At 61.8% G+C, this 18,036-nt stretch carries 22 protein-coding genes and 1 tRNA gene; 13 read left to right on the top strand and 10 right to left on the bottom strand.

The annotated features are described in order from the left end of the window. Positions 1-172 precede the first annotated feature (172 nt). From FN060_RS15260 to FN060_RS15230, 7 genes are all read right to left on the bottom strand, one after another. The gene (locus FN060_RS15260) at positions 173-1,285 is read right to left on the bottom strand and encodes a tyrosine-type recombinase/integrase (RefSeq protein ID WP_142588837.1); all 1,113 of its coding nucleotides are present in this window, start codon (positions 1,283-1,285) and stop codon (positions 173-175) included. A gap of 191 nt (positions 1,286-1,476) precedes the next feature. Continuing rightward, positions 1,477-1,644, bottom strand: coding sequence for a hypothetical protein (locus FN060_RS15255; RefSeq protein WP_183949942.1), 168 nt, complete (start codon positions 1,642-1,644; stop codon positions 1,477-1,479). Next, positions 1,644-1,934, bottom strand: coding sequence for a MerR family transcriptional regulator (locus FN060_RS15250; protein WP_142588836.1), 291 nt, complete (start codon positions 1,932-1,934; stop codon positions 1,644-1,646). The genes FN060_RS15255 and FN060_RS15250 overlap by 1 nt, the downstream gene beginning before the upstream one ends. Next, entirely contained in the window at positions 1,931-2,335 is a 405-nt protein-coding gene (locus FN060_RS15245; RefSeq protein ID WP_210310776.1) for a helix-turn-helix transcriptional regulator, read from the bottom strand. Before FN060_RS15245 ends, FN060_RS15250 begins: the two co-directional genes overlap by 4 nt. A gap of 221 nt (positions 2,336-2,556) precedes the next feature. Beyond that, positions 2,557-2,647 (bottom strand) — tRNA-Ser (locus tag FN060_RS15240). Positions 2,648-2,749: 102 nt separating this feature from the next. Continuing rightward, positions 2,750-3,553 (bottom strand): aldolase/citrate lyase family protein, encoded by an 804-nt coding sequence (locus FN060_RS15235; protein WP_142588835.1) that lies wholly within the window; start codon positions 3,551-3,553, stop codon positions 2,750-2,752. Positions 3,554-3,563: 10 nt separating this feature from the next. Further along, positions 3,564-4,781, bottom strand: coding sequence for an NAD(P)/FAD-dependent oxidoreductase (locus FN060_RS15230; RefSeq protein WP_142588834.1), 1,218 nt, complete (start codon positions 4,779-4,781; stop codon positions 3,564-3,566). A gap of 215 nt (positions 4,782-4,996) precedes the next feature. Here FN060_RS15230 and FN060_RS15225 point away from each other — a divergent pair, with 215 nt between their 5' ends. The 3 genes from FN060_RS15225 to FN060_RS15215 all read left to right on the top strand — a co-directional run bounded on the left by FN060_RS15225 (position 4,997) and on the right by FN060_RS15215 (position 7,717). Then, the gene (locus FN060_RS15225) at positions 4,997-5,347 is read left to right on the top strand and encodes a hypothetical protein (protein ID WP_052637661.1); all 351 of its coding nucleotides are present in this window, start codon (positions 4,997-4,999) and stop codon (positions 5,345-5,347) included. A 329-nt stretch (positions 5,348-5,676) separates the two neighbouring features. Then, positions 5,677-6,537, top strand: a complete 861-nt coding sequence (locus tag FN060_RS15220; protein WP_142588833.1) for a LysR family transcriptional regulator — start codon at positions 5,677-5,679, stop codon at positions 6,535-6,537. A 70-nt stretch (positions 6,538-6,607) separates the two neighbouring features. Further along, entirely contained in the window at positions 6,608-7,717 is a 1,110-nt protein-coding gene (locus FN060_RS15215) for a pyridoxal phosphate-dependent aminotransferase (RefSeq protein WP_142588832.1), read from the top strand. Positions 7,718-7,746: 29 nt separating this feature from the next. On the opposite strand, the gene FN060_RS15210 is transcribed toward FN060_RS15215, so the two are convergent. After that, entirely contained in the window at positions 7,747-8,013 is a 267-nt protein-coding gene (locus tag FN060_RS15210) for a sel1 repeat family protein (RefSeq protein ID WP_077547835.1), read from the bottom strand. Positions 8,014-8,504: 491 nt separating this feature from the next. Here FN060_RS15210 and FN060_RS15205 point away from each other — a divergent pair, with 491 nt between their 5' ends. The 8 genes from FN060_RS15205 to amn all read left to right on the top strand — a co-directional run bounded on the left by FN060_RS15205 (position 8,505) and on the right by amn (position 13,067). Further along, a complete protein-coding gene (locus tag FN060_RS15205) occupies positions 8,505-8,840 on the top strand; it encodes a DUF2147 domain-containing protein (protein ID WP_210310775.1) in 336 nt (111 codons plus the stop codon). 475 nt (positions 8,841-9,315) lie between these two features. Continuing rightward, positions 9,316-9,564 carry a hypothetical protein gene (locus FN060_RS15200; RefSeq protein ID WP_052637656.1) on the top strand — a complete coding sequence of 83 codons (249 nt, stop codon included), beginning with the start codon at positions 9,316-9,318 and terminating at the stop codon, positions 9,562-9,564. A gap of 86 nt (positions 9,565-9,650) precedes the next feature. Then, positions 9,651-9,887, top strand: coding sequence for a hypothetical protein (locus FN060_RS15195; RefSeq protein ID WP_142588831.1), 237 nt, complete (start codon positions 9,651-9,653; stop codon positions 9,885-9,887). Between the two features lie 85 nt (positions 9,888-9,972). Beyond that, positions 9,973-10,206 carry a hypothetical protein gene (locus FN060_RS15190; protein ID WP_142588830.1) on the top strand — a complete coding sequence of 78 codons (234 nt, stop codon included), beginning with the start codon at positions 9,973-9,975 and terminating at the stop codon, positions 10,204-10,206. Positions 10,207-10,531: 325 nt separating this feature from the next. Beyond that, on the top strand, positions 10,532-10,930 hold the full coding sequence (locus tag FN060_RS15185; protein WP_142588829.1) for a hypothetical protein: 399 nt from the start codon (positions 10,532-10,534) through the stop codon (positions 10,928-10,930). 215 nt (positions 10,931-11,145) lie between these two features. Continuing rightward, positions 11,146-11,313 (top strand): hypothetical protein, encoded by a 168-nt coding sequence (locus FN060_RS15180; RefSeq protein WP_183949938.1) that lies wholly within the window; start codon positions 11,146-11,148, stop codon positions 11,311-11,313. Next, the gene (locus tag FN060_RS15175) at positions 11,310-11,507 is read left to right on the top strand and encodes a hypothetical protein (RefSeq protein WP_142588828.1); all 198 of its coding nucleotides are present in this window, start codon (positions 11,310-11,312) and stop codon (positions 11,505-11,507) included. Before FN060_RS15180 ends, FN060_RS15175 begins: the two co-directional genes overlap by 4 nt. Before the next feature lie 57 nt (positions 11,508-11,564). Further along, positions 11,565-13,067, top strand: coding sequence for an AMP nucleosidase (gene amn, locus FN060_RS15170; RefSeq protein ID WP_142588827.1), 1,503 nt, complete (start codon positions 11,565-11,567; stop codon positions 13,065-13,067). 19 nt (positions 13,068-13,086) lie between these two features. Here the strand turns inward: amn and FN060_RS15165 are convergent, their stop codons facing one another. After that, positions 13,087-14,043 (bottom strand): lysylphosphatidylglycerol synthase domain-containing protein, encoded by a 957-nt coding sequence (locus FN060_RS15165; protein ID WP_142588826.1) that lies wholly within the window; start codon positions 14,041-14,043, stop codon positions 13,087-13,089. Positions 14,044-14,130: 87 nt separating this feature from the next. Between FN060_RS15165 and FN060_RS15160 the strand changes: the two genes are divergently transcribed. Together FN060_RS15160 and FN060_RS15155 are read left to right on the top strand one after the other, a co-directional pair. Then, entirely contained in the window at positions 14,131-15,132 is a 1,002-nt protein-coding gene (locus FN060_RS15160) for a glycosyltransferase family 2 protein (RefSeq protein ID WP_142588825.1), read from the top strand. Beyond that, positions 15,132-16,649 carry an ArnT family glycosyltransferase gene (locus FN060_RS15155; RefSeq protein ID WP_142588824.1) on the top strand — a complete coding sequence of 506 codons (1,518 nt, stop codon included), beginning with the start codon at positions 15,132-15,134 and terminating at the stop codon, positions 16,647-16,649. The genes FN060_RS15160 and FN060_RS15155 overlap by 1 nt, the downstream gene beginning before the upstream one ends. Here the strand turns inward: FN060_RS15155 and FN060_RS15150 are convergent. Beyond that, the gene (locus FN060_RS15150; RefSeq protein ID WP_142588823.1) at positions 16,639-18,006 is read right to left on the bottom strand and encodes an aspartate aminotransferase family protein; all 1,368 of its coding nucleotides are present in this window, start codon (positions 18,004-18,006) and stop codon (positions 16,639-16,641) included. The genes FN060_RS15155 and FN060_RS15150 overlap by 11 nt on opposite strands. Positions 18,007-18,036: the final 30 nt, after the last annotated feature.

Raw genomic sequence — 18,036 nt, 5'->3', positions numbered from 1 at the left:
TCTGCTTATTCGCCTACCGAGCTTTGGGCGGAGCAGATATGCGGTAAGGCAGCGCCCTGCTCCTAAGAAAACGAAGTCCGGACGACATGCTCGCTTTGGCACGTCCTGAGTCGACTACTGGCATTGTATGACACGTGACGGCAAGAACTTTGCCGCCACCTGTCTTTGCCGGTTATTTCCTCTTCAATTCCATCTGCAGGATCTTGCGGATCACATCCTGCGTTTCGAGGCTGACCTGCTCGGCAAGTTCGCCGATGTCGCGGCCGCCCGGGTTGCGCTGCTTCTCTCGCATCTTGCTGAACAGCTCCTGCTTCACGTCAGGCTCGACATCGCCGTAGTACTTCAACGTTGTGCTGATCTGGTCATGGCTGAGGTTCTGGCTGAGCGCCTTCATATCGCGCAATGACGACGCCCATTGATCGCAGAGCTTGGCGACGGTCGAACGTATGGCGTGGGGCTTGAAATAGGGAACACCGGCGGCAGCGGCTGCCTTTCGCAAAACCTGCCGGACGGGAGCGGCTGTGGTGAGAAACTCCAGTTCAATGCTGTGCCGACCGATCCATGGCTTGAATGGTGCCGTGGGAAAGAGCGGGGCATCGTCTCCGGCCCCCATGCCCCTTAGTTCTTCAATCCACTCGATGACGATCCGTTCGATGTCATCCCCGACGGGGAACCAGTCAACGAAGCCTGTTTTGCTGAACTTCGTTTTCACTTCACGGGCATCCTGGAACACCTGCTTGTGATCTATGTCGACATGCTTCAGGCGGAGCGAGATGAGCGCACCATCACGGACGGCAAACAGGAAGAGCGCTGCCAGCATGGCGCGGTCCCGTCGTTGCGCCGGCGCATTCGCCGGCATTACCTCCAGCATCGCCCGAAGCTGATCCGCGCTCGGAACGAACTTCGGCGCCGCAGCTCCTGCGAGCTCGATCAGATAACGCGGGGAGTTGAAGTGATTGTACAGCTGGGCCGTGATCGACCGCCTGTAGCCTTCCTGATTGGAAAGCCATGAGAAGAAGGCTTTCAAATTCCCGAACGTGTGCACGATGGTGGAGGCGGACAGTCCCTCCTTGCCCGTCTCGCCTGCCCGGCTGATGAGCTTGTCCTTGAACTCCTCGATCATCCTGAGGGTTACCGACCGGAAGTCGACTGAACCCGTGTGCTCCTCGAACTGCCAGATGTGGCGCAGGATGTCGTCAATAGTCTTCGGGTGAAACCCTTTTCCGTGCCTCAGTTCGCCTTGATAGAGATAGACGATGGAGGCGTTAGTCTTAGTGACATTCATATTTGTTACTTTCAATCAATTGCGATCTGCCGAGACCGCATGAGGTTAATTCGCCGAAGGCGGACCTACGGCTAAGGGGAGTGTGTTGGCTGGGGATGCTCCATGAGCTGTGAGATGGACTGGGTGCTGAGGCGGCCTCGGAGTCGAGACCGCCCGATTTGCACAAACCCGGAGTGCAGTAGCGAAACATATTAGTCGCGAGTCTCGCGTCCGGGATTGGCTTCGCGAAGCCTCTGGATCGTCTCGACTTCCTCGATCGAAAGGTACCTGTTCGCGGTCTTTCCCGTGTCCGGACACGTGATGGAGGCACGAAAGACCCCATGCGTCCGGCCGGGAATGATGGCGATCTCACCATCCATCAGCGAGTGATATCGCTTGCAGTGAAACAGTTGGCCATGAAGGGGCCAAGTGGCGCCCCGGAAACCCTCTTCCTGCGGCGAGCGTGGAAGGCGTTCAGGTCTTTGCCGCGAAACAGGCTCGTCCCCGCCTCGATGAAGGGAAGTCCGTCGGCAATCCAGTTCGTCAGGGTGTTGCGTGAGATGTCATAGAGCTTGACGACATCATCGCCCGAATAGCGCTGATGGGTTCTGGCCTTTTTATCACTCTGGAGAGTGCAACGCTTCTTGCGAGGAAACTGAGACCTGTTCACCGGCCGGCCTCCCTACGCGCAACTTCAAAGGCGATGATATCACTCAGGCGCCAGCGGGTGGAGCCGTTGAGGATCTTGATCGGCTTCGGGAACGCCGGATTGTGCTTGGTATGGCGCCAGACGGTCTGGATGCTGATCGCATAGCGGCGCGCCACATCCTGAACAGAAAGATAGCGCTCTTCAGCGTACGGGTTGGCGGGCAAAATGGCCCTACCCCTGCGGCGCGCTTCACCGTATCCCGGATCCAGGGGCTCTGCGAGAGGCGCCAATTCGGCAACGGCCACAGGCTTGGCGGTAGCGGCTTCACCAGAGTTGGCGGAATCAGTCGCTACATCATTCGATGAAGTCGCTTCAGTGGTAACCGGGCCAGAGAACAGGCCCAACTGCGAATCAGAAGACATGGGTGCTCCTTTGTTCGGAACACCGCACTCTTGCGCAGTGGTAAGTTGATTAATGGATCTCAAGTAGCCGAATGTCGTAACGATTCGCAATCGGCTGATTTGAATTTTTCATGGGGATTGTCGAAAAAAATACGCCCGGAAAGATCGTGGCGGGCTGACTGGCGGGCCAAGAACAAGCGTTCTGAAAAAATATATGGAAATCAGCGGCCTACAAGAAGCAATGGCGGAGAGGATGGGATTCGAACCCACGATACGCTTTTGACGTATACTCCCTTAGCAGGGGAGCGCCTTCGACCACTCGGCCACCTCTCCGGTGCGGCCTGATTATTTCGGATGCCGGGCGATTGCAAGGTCTTTTCGAGCCCGCCGGCGAATTGCCGGCGGAAGGGGCGTGTGTGCGGCCGGAGGCGGGGCTCAATAGCCGGAGGAGCCGCCTGTCCCCCGGGTGCCGCGGCCGTAGCGGGCGGCGAGGCTGCGCAATGCGCCGGCAAATTCCGCCACGTCCGATCCGACAGCAACGAAACGGGCACCGAGGTCGATATAGCGCAGGTTCAGCGCCTCGTTGAAGGTGAGGATGCCCGCCGCCTTGCCGGCGGCGGTGATCGTGCCAATCGCCTTCTCGATCACCTCCTGGACCTCCGGCGCCTCGATGCGGCCGATATAGCCCATGTCCGCGGAGAGGTCGGCAGGGCCGATGAAGATGCCGTCAATGCCGTCCACGGCGGCAATGTTCTCGAGGTCAGCGATCGCCGCGCGGGTCTCGGCCTGCACCAGCAGGCAGATCTCGTCAGCGGCGGTATCGGCATAGTCGGGAATGGTGTTGAAGGCCGAAGCGCGAGCGACCGCCGCGCCCACGCCGCGAATGCCATGCGGGGGGTAGCGGACGGCACGCACCAGTTCGCGGGCCTGTTCGGCCGAATCGACCATCGGCACCAGCAGGGTCCGGGCGCCGATATCGAGAAGCTGCTTGATCATCCATGTTTCGCCCATGGGCGGTCGGACAACTGCCTCGGCGGGAGAGGCGGACAAGGCCTGCAGCTGGGTCATGATGCTGCGCAGGTCGTTCGGCCCATGCTCGCCGTCGATCACCAGCCAGTCGTAGCCGGCCGTGCCAGCAAGCTCGGCTAACAGCGGCTCGCCGGTATTGAGCCAAAGGCCGATCTGCGGCCTGCCGCCCTGTCGAAGGGCTGCCTTGAACTGGTTCTTCGGTGCTGGCATTCGAATTGTCCTAGGAGAGAAGTTGCTTCAGGTCTGCGGCCGCGTCGGCGAGAATGGCGCGATCCGGCTCGATGCCCATGTCGAGGAGCTTCTTTCCGGTGACATAGGCTTTCGCATCGTTGATGGCGTCGACCGCGACGAAGCGCCCCTCCCTGAAATACCAGATGGAGACGCTGCCCTCGCGCATGCCGGGCCGCACGAGCGTTTCGTCATAGCCGAGATTGAAGCCGGCGATCTGCAGCTTGACGTCATACTGGTCGGACCAGAACCACGGCTTCGGCTGGTAGGGCTCGGCTCCGCCGGCGAGCACCGCGGCGATGGCCTCCGCCTGGTCGACGGCATTCTGGACCGATTCGAGGCGGATGCGCTCCCCCCTCCACGGCAGTTGCGTGCAATCGCCGGCCGCATAGATGGCGGGGTCGGAGGTGCGCCCGAAATCGTCGACGATGATGCCGTTGCCGATCTCCAGCCCGCATTGCTGCGCAAGGTTGTCATTTGGCGCGACGCCGATGCCGATGATGGCGAAATCGACGTCGATTTTACTGCCGTCGGAAAGCTCGGCGCCGCAGACCCGGCCGCCGCGGCCGATCAGCCGTGTCAGGCCGGTGCGCTCGCGGATCGTCACGCCGTGCTGCAGGTGGATGGTGCGAATGACATCGGCAGTCTCAGGTGCGGCAACGCGGGCGAGGATCCGGTCGGCCATTTCGATCAACACCACCTCGACGCCCCGGGCGCGAGCCACTGCGGCCGCCTCGAGCCCGATATAGCCGCCGCCGATCACCAGCAGGCGCCGGCCCGGACGCATTTCATGAGCCAGTTCGTCGGCGTCGCGCTTGTCGCGCATCAGGTGGACGCCTTCCAGGTCGCCGCCGAGTGCCGCTGGCAAGGTCCGGGGCGCAGCGCCGGTCGCAAGCACCAGCGTCTCATAGTCGAGCCAGGAGCCGTCCTGCATCCGGACCCGCCGGCCGCTCCGATCAATCTGCTCGACATAGGTGGAAAGCCGGAGATCGACGCCGTTTTCCGCATACCAGTTCTCGGGCCGGAAGGTCAGGCGATCAAATTCCATCTCGCCGAGCAGGTATTTCTTTGAAAGTGGCGGCCGCTGGTAGGGCAGCGCATCCTCGGCTCCGATGAGGGTGATCGGGCGCTCGTCCTTCAGGCTGCGCAGCTTTGCCGCCAGCGCGAAACCCGCCTGCCCTGCCCCGATGATCACCAGCCTGCCCGCCAAAGACCTGCCCCTCCTCTGCCGCACCGATCCTTCTGCCGGCAGGGGTAGCCGCGAGCCGTCCGCGCGTCAACCGAATGTCCCGCTCGTCGGCCCGAGGCTTCAGGAAGCGGGTGCATCCTTTTCACCCGCTTATCTGCAATTGCCGGAGGATCGTTCAGGATGTGTTAGTTGAAAAAGGCTAAGATCGTGCCGTGAGGAGACAGAAGGAGGGTGTCATGCCCTTGAACATGGACCGCGACCCGAGACAGAACATTCCCCGCGACCAGGTCTTCGAGAAGTTCACGATCGATCGTCCGGGCAAGATCATCTTTGTCGGCCACCATCTCAGCACCAAGACGCACCTGCGCTGCCTGATCCGCACCATCTCGCTCTATGGAGCCGATCTGGAGGTCAGCCCGCATGTGCCGGTGCCGAGCAATTTCTTCCTTGAAATCCTCGGCATCCACGACGAGATCGGCTGCACGGTCATCCGTCGGGAAGAGGAGAAGGTGACGGTTGGCTTCAACATGCTGATCGACCCGGAATTCCTGCATCACGTCATCCGGCTCGGCTTCGAGACCAACTGAGTACCTTCCGGCCAGCGTTCTCCATAGGGTCCGGTCGACCTGCCGAACTGTGCTGGCGCAGCAGAAGCGCGATCAGCGGAATCGCCCAGCGGAACGGCTGCCACTCGCCCGCATCGAGGGGATCGTCGAGGCGCGACGCCCGCTTGCGCCTCGCATGGTCACAAAGGGTTACCCAGGTCACGGTCCAGTTCAGAAGCATGGTCTTCATCTCCAGCGGAACATGGATCTCAGCTAGCTCCTGCCGGGCACCGCTTGTAGACGCGCAAACGAAAGCCGTTTTTCACCGGTGAATGATGCGGTTCTCGATGAGCGCGCTAGAATAGGCCCCGATGACGGAACCGGACTGGGATGACCTGAAGCTCTTCCTGCATGTCGCGCTGACCGGCGGCCTCAGCGGCGCGTCCGAGCGTACCGGCATCAGCGCACCGACGATCGGGCGCCGGATGCTGGCACTGGAGCGGGCGACCGGGCGGACGCTGTTTGTGCGCAGCCAGCGGGGCTACCGGCTGGCGCCGGATGGCGAGGTGCTGCTAGCCCATGTGCAGGCCATGCAGACATCGGCGGAGAAGATTGCGGATTGGCGGGGACAGGCCTTCACCCTGCCAATCGTCTCGATCGGCGCCGATGCCTGGCTCTCGGGCGTCATCGCCGACGAGACACCGTCCCTTCGCGGAGCCACGGATCCTTTCCGCCTCTGCTGCCAGATGCGCCATGCCGGCATCGACTTCACCTATCGGGAGACGGATATCGGCCTCATGCGCGAGCCTCCGCAGACCGGCAATCTCGCGCTGCGCAAAGCGGTGCCCGTCGCTCATGCCGTCTACAGCGCCAAGAACTCGTCCCGCACTCCCCTCCCCTGGGTCTCGCTCGGGACGCAGAGCGCCCATTCGCCTGCGGACCGGTGGGCCTTCGAGCATCATGAGGCGGACATCATGACCTGGGCGAACTCGCCGGACCTGCTCTTGCGGCTGATCCGGGCCGGCAATGGCCGGGGCGTGCTTCCATGCTTCGTCGGGGATGCCGATCCTGAACTGGAGCGGGACGGGCCGATCCTGGAGGGCCTTACCTATACGCTCTGGATTGTCGCCAATGATGACGACCGGCACCGGCCGGAGATACGGCTTGGGATGGACCGCCTGGCGGCGATGTTCCGGCGGCTGGCGGACCGCATGGCAGGCCGAACCGGTTGACGCTCTCACGTACTTGCGTGTGTCGGATTCGGCCCTATGGTGAGCCGATTCCAGCAGCAGGTCCGCTTCCATGTCCGCATTCTCCCGCTTCACACCGCTCATCCAGTCGCTCCCCGCAACCGTTCCTTTCGTCGGGCCGGAGGCGATCGAGCGCAACCGGGGCCTGGAGGTCAAGGCACGCATTGGCGCAAACGAGAACGGCTTCGGTCCCGCCCCGTCCGTGCTTCGGGCCATCACCGAAGCGGCACCGGAAACATGGAAGTACAATGATCCGGAAAACTATGCGCTGAAGCAGGCGCTTGCCGCTCATCTCGGCTGTCAGCCGCAAAACCTTGCGATCGGCGAGGGCATCGATTCGCTGCTCGGCCAGATCGTACGGCTGGTCATCGACCCTGGCATGCCGGTTGTGACCTCCTTCGGTTCCTATCCGACCTTCAATTTCCATGTGAACGGCTTTGGGGGCCGGCTCGTCACCGTGCCCTACGTGAACGACCGGGAAGACCTCGATGGACTTCTGGCTGCAGTGCGAAGGGAAAACCCGCCCCTCGTCTATTTCGCCAATCCCGACAATCCGATGGGAAGCTGGTGGGACGCCGACAGCGTTGTCGCATTTGCGCGGGCGCTACCGGAAACGACACTGCTGATCCTCGACGAAGCCTATTGCGAGACGGCCCCTGAGGGTTCGACGCCGGACATTGATGGGCTGATCGACCAGCCGAACGTCATTCGCACCCGCACCTTCTCCAAGGCTTACGGGCTCGCAGGCGCGCGTATTGGCTACGCGATCTCGACGCCGGGGACGGCCGCAGCCTTCGACAAGATCCGCAATCATTTCGGCATGGCGCGGATCAGCACTGCCGCGGCGCTGGCTGCCCTGGAGGACCAGGCCTATCTCGGAGAGGTTCTGGAGAACATCAGGCTGTCCCGGGAGCGCATCGGCGGCATTGCCCTCGAAAATGGGCTCTTGCCGCTTCCATCGGCCACCAATTTCGTCGCCATCGACTGTGGTCGAGACGGCGCCTATTCCAAGGCCATCGTCGACGGCCTGATGGAGCACGGCGTCTTCATCCGCATGCCGGGGGTCGCACCGCTCAACCGGTGCATCCGGATCAGTGCCGGGCCCGAAGCCGACATGGCGCTGCTCGAAGAGGCGCTACCCCGGGTCTTGAAGACCCTCTGAGGTGGCGCCGCCGCAACGGCGGCCACTCATCAGTGCATCGTCATCCATTCGCGAGCGGCACGCAGTGCTGCTGCGAGTTCGGCCTTGCTCATCGTCTGGGCCAGATCAGCCCGCAATTCGGCCGCACGGTCCGAGCCTTTGATGGCGGCTATGTTCAGCCACTTGTGAGCGGCGACGAGATCGACCGCGCATCCGCGGCCAGTCGCATACATCAACCCCATTTCGCAGAAGGTATCGGCGCGGGTCTCGCCACCCATCGTCGCATATCCGGAATTCTGAATTTCGAAGCGTGCCATTGTCTTTGTCCCTGTTTGAAGCTGTTGCCGTTGAACTTGCTCTGTTTCTTGCCCCTTTCGGGATCCTTCCGGAGGCACCGTCTTCGGCGGCTTGTCTCCGTCAGGCCGGCGGATTTTTCCGCTCGTTTGCTGAGGAGGACTATGCGGCAGATCTTCAAACAGTCGGCTAAAAGGCATGATTAATTGCGAGAAAACAAAATACAAATGCTTGGTAAAATTGGCTTTTCGTTAAACATCGGGATGCCTGCAGCGCTTGGCCTTGAGGAAAAATTTTACGCAAAGTTGAGATTTCGGTCTCAACTCTCTGCTAACCATCCGCAAAGCTCCGATGGAGCGGCAGGTGGAAAGGCTGCGCAGAAAAAGCCGCTCGCCGGCGCATCGCATCGTTTACCTTTACGTACGCGTAAGCTAATCTGATGCCTGCTCGCCTTCCGGGCGGGCTGGAGGATGTGACTGTCGGTCCGGCCGACACAGGGATGGAGAAATTGATCATGCGTCATGTACTACTTGCTGCCGCCTTCTTGTTGTCGGCAGGCTTTGCTCATGCAGCCGAGCCGCTGGAGGGCAACTGGAAGACGGCGAGCGGCGAAACCGCTACCATCGGCAAATGCGGCAGCGCCTTCTGCGTTACGCTGAAGACGGGCAAGCACGCCGGCAAGCAGATCGGCAAGCTGTCCGGGACCGGCGGCACTTACAAGGGGGAGATTACCGACCCCGCAGCAGACAAGACCTATAGCGGCTCAGGTACTGTCAGCGGAAACTCTCTGAAGATGAAGGGCTGCGTCATGGCGGTGCTCTGCAAGACGCAGACCTGGACTCGCCTCTGATCGTTCGGGAGCGACGTCACGCTCCACGTCGTGGCTAGATTTATCGCCAACGAATACGACGCCCGCGCTGCCGCGGCTCCCAATAAAGGAGTTGCGGCAGCTTTTTGATGCCGTAAAAAACTTGTGAAGGTGCGTGAATCGCGTTTTTCGACGAGGAGCGGCCAAGAGTTGCTCTTGCTTTTTCCTCGACCGTGACAATCCTGCCACCTGCGGTCACATGCAGATCTGCTGATATTATATAGCCCCTGATTTGCAGGCGGTAGCACGGAAAAAGCGCATTTGGCGCGGGGCGCTGAATGCAGCTATCAACGTTCCTGTTTATCAACCCTGCGCTGCACTTCCCGGCAGTTCGGCTTGGATTGTCAACGACGCGTTGACAGCGGATTCCATTTTCTGACCTTCCGAACCGATCGTTTCGATCCGATATGGCAGTCAGCAAGCAGCACTGCTTCGCTTATGCCGAAAGGAATACGAAATGACCAAGTTCAATCTTTCCGTCTTTGCTGCCGCCCTCGCCGGCTCTGCCGCGTTCGGTGGCGCAGCCCTCGCTTCGGGCGATTACTACCCAGGTGCATCCTCCGAAGCTCCTGCCGCGGTGGATACCTTCCAGACCAGCAGCATCAACAATGAGCCCCTGCTCGCGAACGACCGTTCGACCGTAGAGGTTGCCTCCCAGTCGCCCGACCACGGTGACTACTATGAAGGCGCAAACCGCCCCAACTAAACCGCAGTTCATTCAAGACGCCGGCTTGTCGTGCCCCAGGTCGCAAACTCTCGGCACGCCAGCCTGACCAAAGAAGGAAAACTCCAATGACCAAGTCTCTTACCTCGACCCTCGCCGCAGCCCTCATCGCTTCCGCTACCTTCGGTGGCGCAGCTCTCGCCGACGGCGACTACTATGAAGGTGCCTCCAAGACGACGGAAGCATCCCGCATCGACCGTGTCCAGACGGGCAGCATCGGCGACCGCGCCGGTTCCGCTGATCAGGACGTCCGCCAGGCGCCTGACCGCGGCGACTACTACGAAGGCGCAAACCGCCCCAACTAACGCAGTTCATTCGAAACACCGGCTGGCCGTGCTTCAGGTCGCAAACTTTCCGCACGGCAGCCCTATCAAAGAAGGGAAATCCACCATGACCAAGTCAATCGCCACCCTCGCCGCAGCTCTCATCGCAACCGCCACCTTCGGTGGCGCAGCACTCGCAGCTGGCGATTATTACGAGGGCGCAGCCAAGGACGCCGCAGACAGCCGGATCGACCGTGTTCAGACCGGCAGCATCAGCCATCGCGCTGAATTCGCGTCTCAGGATGTACGCCAGGCCCCCGACCGTGGCGACTACTACGAAGGCGCCAACCGTCCGCAATAATCGCGCCCCCCCGCACGGCTCAACGCATTGATCCACCGCCTGCTACGAGCCGTACGAGGCCGAACCTCTTACGAATACCGAAAGACCAGCCGCTCTCGCGGCTGGTCTTTGCAGTTCATTCAAGACACCGGCTGGACGGCGGGTCGCAATCGCCCTCCACCTGACACGATGAAGAGGCCTGCGGCTCGCCATCGCGTGGTCATGATAGAACAGGTGGCGACGCGAATCAACGAAGACCGCGGGGGTAAAGGGAGCGCTGGCGATAGACTGGGCTCGCCCCAGCCACGGATCAAATCCAGATCACGCAGAAGATAACATCCGCTTGATGTTGCTCGCATTCTTTGTGAACGCCGATAATCATCTTTTGCGGAACGATGTTCTGCCGAGTGGGTTTCTGTCCTGCAAGCCGCCACACGGCGCGCTGGCAAAGGATAACCCAAAGAAAGGACAGGACATGAAAACCTCCCTTACCACCGGTTTTGTTGCCGCTCTCATCGCTTCTTCTGCTTTTGCGGGCTCGGCATTGGCCCAGTCGACGCAGTACGAGCCATATGCAGAATCCCCGCCGAGCATCGATGATACCCAGGTTGATACCATGTCGACCGGCAGCATCAACGGTGACAGCAACTGGATGATCCGTGATCGCAACATGGCCAATACCGACATCGACGGCACCCAGGATCGCGGTGACTACTACGAAGGCGCACTGCGTCCGACCAACTGATCGGTTCATTCAAGCCACCGTTCCCGCTCGGGTCGCACTCTTCGAGCGGAAATCGAAAAAGCCGGCGCAACGCCGGCTTTTTTTGCGTCTCGGGTAGAAGTACCGTGGACGGAATCGCGAGCTTTACTTCGCTGAACCCCAGATGAACCGACGCCTCAGGCGGAGTTCAGCCGGCATTGGTACTCTCTGCTCCCAATAGGGTTTGGGGAAAGAGAATGTCTGCACTTGTTCGCCACTTCATCATCGTCACGCTGATCTGCGTGAACTTCGCGATCCTCCTCGGTGCGATGGTCGGGAATGCCGGAAACTGGGCAAGGCGTTCGGATCTCGGCTTCGCTGGCCGGTGCACCGGGTTGTCTCCCTTCTGCGGAGCCCTCCTATGAGGACAAGCGAACAACAAACAAAAACGCGTTCCCCGCGCCTGGCGCCGACGCTGCTGCGCATGACGCTTGCGGCCCTCCTTCTCGTCGGCCCGCTGGCTGCCGTGACCATTCACGCGAAGGCCAATGGTCTGGCACCCAAGCAAGGCGCAGGCTTCGTGCTGTTCGTCAGCTTGCAGCGCCAGTCGATGTCTTGACGCCTGTCGACGGGATGACGTCTTTTGCTTGTCAACGACTTCATCCTATAATGGCCCATGAGCAAGCGAATCTTTTCTCTTTCCCCTCTCCCCTTCATCAGCCCCAGCCCCTACGAGACAGGTGTCTTCGACGATCCGGCTGAAGCCGTGGACGCGCTCACAGAGCTTTATGAACGCAACACCCGCTTCCTGATCGATGCCTTTGGAGCCTTGGCCAATGGCAGTCCGGTGACCGGGCGGTACCGCGCCTGCTATCCCCAGGTCAGCATAGAGACGACGTCGTTCGGTCATGCAGACTCGCGCCTTTCCTATGGACACGTCACGTCGCCGGGGATCTACACCACCACGATCACACGGCCGAAGCTCTTCCGTCACTACCTGAAGGAACAACTCGGGCTGCTGATGAGGAACCACAATGTCCCGGTCACGGTTTCGGAATCCGCCACGCCGATTCCGTTGCACTTTGCCTTCGGCGAGGGTGCGCATGTGGAGGCGTCGGCGACCGCCGGGCTTGCCGATGTCTCGCTTCGCGATCTGTTCGATACGCCGGATCTCAACAACACCGACGACCTGATCGCCAATGGCGAATACGACCAGGTAACGGGCGAGCCCGCCCCGCTTGCGCCCTTCACGGCCCAACGCATCGACTATTCGCTGGCCCGCCTCAGCCATTATACGGCGACCAGCGCCGAGCATTTCCAGAACTTCGTGCTGTTCACAAACTACCAGTTCTATATCGACGAATTCGCCGCCTGGGCACGCGAGATGATGGCCAGGGGCGGCGAAGGCTATGATGCGTTCGTCGAGCCGGGCAATCTCGTTACCTATCCGGGAGAGCCGCGCGAGGAAACTTCCATCGTCGGGCGCCTGCCCCAGATGCCCGCCTATCACCTGAAGAAGAAGGGGCATGCCGGGATCACGCTGGTCAACATCGGCGTCGGCCCGTCAAACGCCAAGACCATCACCGACCATATCGCCGTCCTGCGTCCGCATGCCTGGCTGATGGTCGGCCACTGCGCCGGCCTGCGCAACAGCCAGCGGCTGGGTGATTACGTGCTCGCACATGCGTATGTCCGCGAGGACCATGTGCTGGACGACGACCTGCCGGTCTGGGTCCCGATCCCGGCCCTGGCCGAGGTCCAGCAGGCGCTCGAGGATGCGGTCGAGGAGGTGACGGGCTATGAGGGCTTCGAGCTCAAGCGCATCATGCGCACCGGAACGGTCGCAACCATCGACAACCGCAACTGGGAACTGCGCGACCAGCGGGGTCCGGTGAAGAGGCTGTCGCAGTCGCGCGCCATCGCGCTCGACATGGAATCGGCGACGATCGCGGCGAACGGCTTCCGCTTCCGCGTGCCGTACGGCACGCTGCTCTGCGTTTCCGACAAGCCGCTGCACGGTGAGTTGAAGCTGCCGGGCATGGCGACCGCCTTCTACCGCACCCAGGTCAGCCAGCACCTGCAGATCGGCATCCGCGCCGTGCAGAAGCTCGCCGCGATGCCGGTGGAACGCCTGCATTCGCGCAAGCTCCGAAGCTTCTACGAGACCGCGTTCCAGTAGCGGGCAAATGCGGTGATCGCTATGGCTTCGCCCTTGCCGATAGGAGCGACAGCGTCGTGCCCACCAGCGCGGAGATGATGACGAGCAAGTGCGTGTTGACCGCTGCCTGTGCGAGATCGGCGGACAGCGGGCCCGTTGCCGCGGCGCCGAAAGCGATCGCACCGACGCTGATCCCTGCCGGATAGGTTCCGACGCCCGCCGGCGCATGGAACGGCAGGACGGACGACAGTTCGCCCCCAAGGGCGCCTCCGAGGCCCGGCAGGATCTCCAGCCCGCCGAGAAGGCCGAGCACCCAGGCGAGAACCGCAATCTTCGTGGACCAGTTCAGGAGGGTTGCCCCCCAGGCGCGAAAGAAGGCAGCGGCATCTGCCGGGAGGCCAGCCTCTATCTCCGCCAGCAGCCGCCTTGCCTTTGCAGGCAGCACCCTTGCCGCAAATCGCAGGCCAATGCCGTGCAGCATGAACCCCAAGGGAGGCAGAAGGAGAAAGGCTCCCCACAGGATCCAGGCCCAGATCGCGTCCGCCTCGAGCGCAAGGGCGATACCGCCGGCTGCCAGCAATGCGTGGAGATCAAACAGCCGCATGACGAGGAGTGCCGCCGTACCGCGCGCAAGCGAGATGTTGAAGTCGCGCATCATCAGCAGCGGAAAACTCGCCTCGCCGGAACGGAACGGCAGCATGACATTGAGAAGGTTCTGCACCTGGCTCAGCCGCAGCAGGGCGCCGAACCGGCCGGCGGTTTCCTGCGGGAAATAGTCATAGATACGCCATGCCCGGAGCACATAGGTGGCAAGCAGCGCCGAAAGGGCCGCAAGACCCGTCCCCAGCCCCACGGTTTGCCAAAGCGCCAGGACACTGCCCCAGCCCCAGACCCACTGGATGAAGGCGGCATAGGCAATGATGATCGCGAGCGTCAGAAGGGTCATCGCATTGCGCATTATCCACACCCGGCGGGTGGCAACGGAATCACTCTTCATATAGTAGAGCCCTGAGCGTTTCTCGGGTCGTCGCAGACCAGCCGCAGCATGGCGCAGGCCGGACCCGAGCTTTAGGAGAAAGACACGTTGTCTACAACAGAAGAGTCGGTCATCCGCCTCGCCGAAACCGCCGATCCGGTTGAACTGTCGTTGGTCGTGCCTCTTTTCAACGAGGAGGAAAGCGTCGGTCCGCTGATCGAACAGATCGTCGCCTCCATGTCGGGTTACGCGGAGCGCTGGGAGTTGATCCTTGTCGACGACGGCAGCACCGATGCCACGATCCTGAAGGCGAGAGCATCACTCGCCCGTCCCGACCTCGAACTCAGGATCGTCGAATTGCAGCGGAATTTCGGACAGACCGCTGCCATGCAGGCCGGCATCACGCATGCGCGCGGTCGTCTGATCGCGACGCTGGACGGCGACCTGCAGAACGATCCGAAAGACATTCCGCTCATGGTCGCAGAACTGGTTCGACGCGAACTGGACCTGCTGGTCGGCTGGCGCCAGAACCGCCAGGACGGCCTCGTTCTGCGCAAGATCCCCTCCTGGATCGCCAACCGGCTGATCGGCAGGATCACCGGCGTGCGCCTGCACGACTACGGCTGTTCGCTGAAGGTCTACCGTGCTTCGGTCATCAAGCAGGTCAAGCTGATGGGCGAAATGCACCGCTTCATCCCCGCCTGGGTTGCCGGCGTGGTGCCGAGTTCTCGCATCGGCGAAATGCCGGTGACGCACCATGCCCGCCAGCATGGCGTTTCGAAATACGGTATTTCGCGCACATTCCGTGTCATCCTGGACCTGCTTGCCGTCATGTTCTTCATGCGCTTCAGGGCGCGGCCGGGACATTTCTTCGGTTCGCTCGGTCTCGGCCTCGGCGCCCTCTCCGGCCTGATCCTGTTCTATCTCGCCGTCGACAAGTTCATCTTCGGCAACGATATCGGCACAAGGCCCCTGCTCATGGTCGGCATCATGCTGTTCCTGTCCTCGGTACAACTGATCACGACCGGTATTCTCAGCGAACTGATCACCCGGACGGAAACAGACGCGTCCACCTACATCGTGCGCACGGTCCACGAAAAGGACGGTTGATGGTCCGGCTGCTGGAAGAGAAGCCCGGCTACGTCTTTGCGCTGCTTGCGGGATACTTCCTGATCCAGGTTTTCGTGCGCCTGTCGCTACCCCATGCGCTTGAACTCGATGAGGCGGAGCAGCTGTTCCTCGCACAGTGGCTGGCGGTCGGCTATAACAGTCAGCCGCCCTTCTACAACTGGATCCAGTACCTCGTGACGGGCGCCCTCGGCCCCTCGCTTTTCAGCCTGTCGATCGTCAAGAACAGCATGCTGTTCCTGAGCTATCTCCTGTACGGACTGGCAGCCTGGCATCTGATCGGTCGCAAGTCGCTCGCCATGCTTGCTCCGCTCGGCCTCATCACCATTCCCCAGATAGGCTTTGAGGCGCAGCGCGATCTCACCCATACCGTTGCCGTCATCTTTGCCAGTTGCTTCTTTCTCTACGGGGTGGTTCGCACGCTCGAGCGTCCGTCGATCCTGGCCTACGCGTTGACGGGGCTGGCGATCGGTATCGGCTTCAATGCCAAGTACAACTTCGTGCTTCTGCCTGCCGCAGCGCTCATCGCCATTCTGCTCGATCCGGAAATGCGCCGAAGGCTGTTCGATTGGCGGCTTGCCGTCACGGCCGTGGTCGCACTCTCCGTGGCTCTGCCGCATGCCCTCTGGTTTCTCAGCAACCTCGACGCTGCTACCGACAGGACAATGGGCAAGCTGATCAGCGAAACGGATGTTCCCTATCTGCTGCGCGTCGGTGGAGGAATGCTGACGCTCATGCTTGCAACGATCGGCTTCTCGGCCCTCACGCTGATCGTCTTTGTCATCGCCTTCGGCAAAGATTGGCGTCAGGCACTCCGCGCCTCCTCCCGCTGGACGCGGCTCTTCGGACGGCTTCTCGGCGTCATCTATCTCGGCCTGCTGCTGGTCATCCTAGCCGGCGGCCTGGACCAGATCCGGGATCGGTATCTAACACCCTACCTGCTCGTCCTCCCGCTCTACATCTGCCTGAAACTCGACGCTGCCGGCATTGGCGAGCGCAGCCAGATCATAACCTTCGTCCGGATCGCGGCAGGGGCGATGGTCCTGATACCGGCAATCCTCGTGCTCCGCATCGTCACGTCCGGGTGGTCGGGCGACTACAACTATTTGAACACGCCGATGGATGCCTATGCAGAGGCGGTCCGCGCGGATGCCGGGGAGCCCTCGGTCATCGTTGGCGACATGCTTCCCCTTCTCGGAAGCATGCGGGTGCAGTTTCCGGAAGTCCCTGCCGTTCTGCCAGACCATCCCGACTTCCGTCCCACCGTCAAGCCGGCCGCGGACCGACCTGTCGTGATCGGCTGGATGCAGTGGCGCGACAATCCGCTGCCTCCCCTCAGCCAGGACCTGGAGGCCTTCGTTCAAACCCAGTACGGCCCGCTGCGCCGGGCGGGGATGCGTACCGTCATGCTGCCACGCAATTATGGTCGTCCGGGCGATGAGTACACGTTCGGCTATGCCTGGTACGTGCCGGCGGCAGACGGCGAGACTACTCCCTGACCGTGTCCCGCAGGTGGTCGAGCGCCTTGCGCAGCTTGTCGACCACCTCGTCCACCTCCGAACGGCTGATGGTGAAGGCCGGCGAGGCGAGCATGCGGTCGCCCGTAGCGCGCATGATCAGGCCGTTTTCGACACAGTGGTTGCGCACCAGCGTACCGATGTCGTCAGGCTTGGCATAGCGCCGGCGGGTCGATTTGTCGGCGGCCAGTTGCAGGCCACCCATCAGCCCGACGCTCTCGGCCTCGCCCACCACCTCGTGGTCCTCCAGGCTTTTCCAGGCGGCGGAAAAATAGGGCCCGATGTCGTCGCGGATACGCTCGACCAGCCCCTCTTCCTCGATGATGCGCAGGTTCTCCAGCGCCGCCGCGGCACAGACCGGATGCCCGGAATAGGTGAAGCCGTGGTAGAAATCCCCGAGCTCCTCCACCATCACGTCCGCCACCCGGTCGCTCACCATCACCCCGCCGATGGGCAGGTAGCCGGAGGAGAGCCCTTTGGCGATCGGCGCAAGATCGGGCTCCACCCCGTAGTGCTGGTATCCGAACCAGGAGCCGAGCCGTCCGAAGCCGCAGATCACCTCGTCGGAGACGAGCAGGATGTCGCGTTCGCGGCAGATGCGGGCAATCTCGGGCCAGTAGGTGTCCGGCGGGATGATCACACCGCCGGCGCCCTGGATCGGCTCGGCGACGAAGGCGGCGACACGATCTTCTCCGAGTTCGTCGATCTTCTGCTCCAGTTCGCGGGCCACCTTCAGGCCGAACTCTGCGGGCGAAAGATCCCCGCCCTCCGCATACCTGTAGGGCTGACCGATGTGGTGAATCCCCTCGATCGGCAGGTTGCCCTGTTCGTGCATCCACTTCATGCCACCGAGCGAGGCACCGGCGACCGTCGAGCCGTGATAGGCGTTGCGGCGGGCTATGACCTGTGTCTTCTCCAGCTTGCCAAGCGCCTTCCAGTAGACCCGCGCCATGCGGAACCAGGTGTCCGAGGCTTCGGAGCCGGAATTGGTGAAGAAGACGCGGTTCAGCTTGCCGCCAGCATGCGAGGCGATCTTCTGCGCAAGCAGGGTCGTCGGCGGTGTCGTCGTCCCGAAGAAGCTGTTGTAATAGGGCAGCTCGCTCATCTGGCGATGAACCGCCTCGGCGATCTCTCGCCGCCCATAGCCGACATTGACGCACCAGAGCCCGGCAAAGGCATCGAGGTACTTCTTGCCGGTGCTGTCGAAGATGTGCACGCCCTCGGCCCGCTCGATAACCCGCGTGCCTGCCGCATTGAGCTTCTTCATGTCCGAGAAGGGATGCAGGTGGTGGGCGGCATCGATGGCGCCGAGATTGGAGAGGACTGTGGCAGAGGTCATTGGGGTCTTCCGGAGGCGAGATTGTCTGCC

It is taken from the genome of Pseudorhizobium halotolerans (genome assembly GCF_902153235.2).
GTDB classification, from domain to species: domain Bacteria; phylum Pseudomonadota; class Alphaproteobacteria; order Rhizobiales; family Rhizobiaceae; genus Neorhizobium; species Neorhizobium flavum.
The sequence above is the reverse complement of the archived record's forward strand: the minus strand, read 5'-3'. Positions and strand labels throughout refer to the sequence as shown.

Excerpts from the sequence above, each read along its gene's own strand:
- FN060_RS15260 (WP_142588837.1), bottom strand. The coding sequence starts at position 1,285 with ATGAATGTCACTAAGACTAACGCCTCCATCGTCTATCTCTATCAAGGC.
- FN060_RS15255 (WP_183949942.1), bottom strand. The coding sequence starts at position 1,644 with ATGGATGGTGAGATCGCCATCATTCCCGGCCGGACGCATGGGGTCTTT.
- FN060_RS15245 (WP_210310776.1), bottom strand. The coding sequence starts at position 2,335 with ATGTCTTCTGATTCGCAGTTGGGCCTGTTCTCTGGCCCGGTTACCACT.
- FN060_RS15235 (WP_142588835.1), bottom strand. The coding sequence starts at position 3,553 with ATGCCAGCACCGAAGAACCAGTTCAAGGCAGCCCTTCGACAGGGCGGC.
- FN060_RS15225 (WP_052637661.1), top strand. The coding sequence starts at position 4,997 with ATGCCCTTGAACATGGACCGCGACCCGAGACAGAACATTCCCCGCGAC.
- FN060_RS15220 (WP_142588833.1), top strand. The coding sequence starts at position 5,677 with ATGACGGAACCGGACTGGGATGACCTGAAGCTCTTCCTGCATGTCGCG.
- FN060_RS15215 (WP_142588832.1), top strand. The coding sequence starts at position 6,608 with ATGTCCGCATTCTCCCGCTTCACACCGCTCATCCAGTCGCTCCCCGCA.
- FN060_RS15210 (WP_077547835.1), bottom strand. The coding sequence starts at position 8,013 with ATGGCACGCTTCGAAATTCAGAATTCCGGATATGCGACGATGGGTGGC.
- FN060_RS15205 (WP_210310775.1), top strand. The coding sequence starts at position 8,505 with ATGCGTCATGTACTACTTGCTGCCGCCTTCTTGTTGTCGGCAGGCTTT.
- FN060_RS15200 (WP_052637656.1), top strand. The coding sequence starts at position 9,316 with ATGACCAAGTTCAATCTTTCCGTCTTTGCTGCCGCCCTCGCCGGCTCT.
- FN060_RS15195 (WP_142588831.1), top strand. The coding sequence starts at position 9,651 with ATGACCAAGTCTCTTACCTCGACCCTCGCCGCAGCCCTCATCGCTTCC.
- FN060_RS15190 (WP_142588830.1), top strand. The coding sequence starts at position 9,973 with ATGACCAAGTCAATCGCCACCCTCGCCGCAGCTCTCATCGCAACCGCC.
- FN060_RS15185 (WP_142588829.1), top strand. The coding sequence starts at position 10,532 with ATGTTGCTCGCATTCTTTGTGAACGCCGATAATCATCTTTTGCGGAAC.
- FN060_RS15180 (WP_183949938.1), top strand. The coding sequence starts at position 11,146 with ATGTCTGCACTTGTTCGCCACTTCATCATCGTCACGCTGATCTGCGTG.
- FN060_RS15175 (WP_142588828.1), top strand. The coding sequence starts at position 11,310 with ATGAGGACAAGCGAACAACAAACAAAAACGCGTTCCCCGCGCCTGGCG.
- amn (WP_142588827.1), top strand. The coding sequence starts at position 11,565 with ATGAGCAAGCGAATCTTTTCTCTTTCCCCTCTCCCCTTCATCAGCCCC.
- FN060_RS15165 (WP_142588826.1), bottom strand. The coding sequence starts at position 14,043 with ATGAAGAGTGATTCCGTTGCCACCCGCCGGGTGTGGATAATGCGCAAT.
- FN060_RS15155 (WP_142588824.1), top strand. The coding sequence starts at position 15,132 with ATGGTCCGGCTGCTGGAAGAGAAGCCCGGCTACGTCTTTGCGCTGCTT.
- FN060_RS15150 (WP_142588823.1), bottom strand. The coding sequence starts at position 18,006 with ATGACCTCTGCCACAGTCCTCTCCAATCTCGGCGCCATCGATGCCGCC.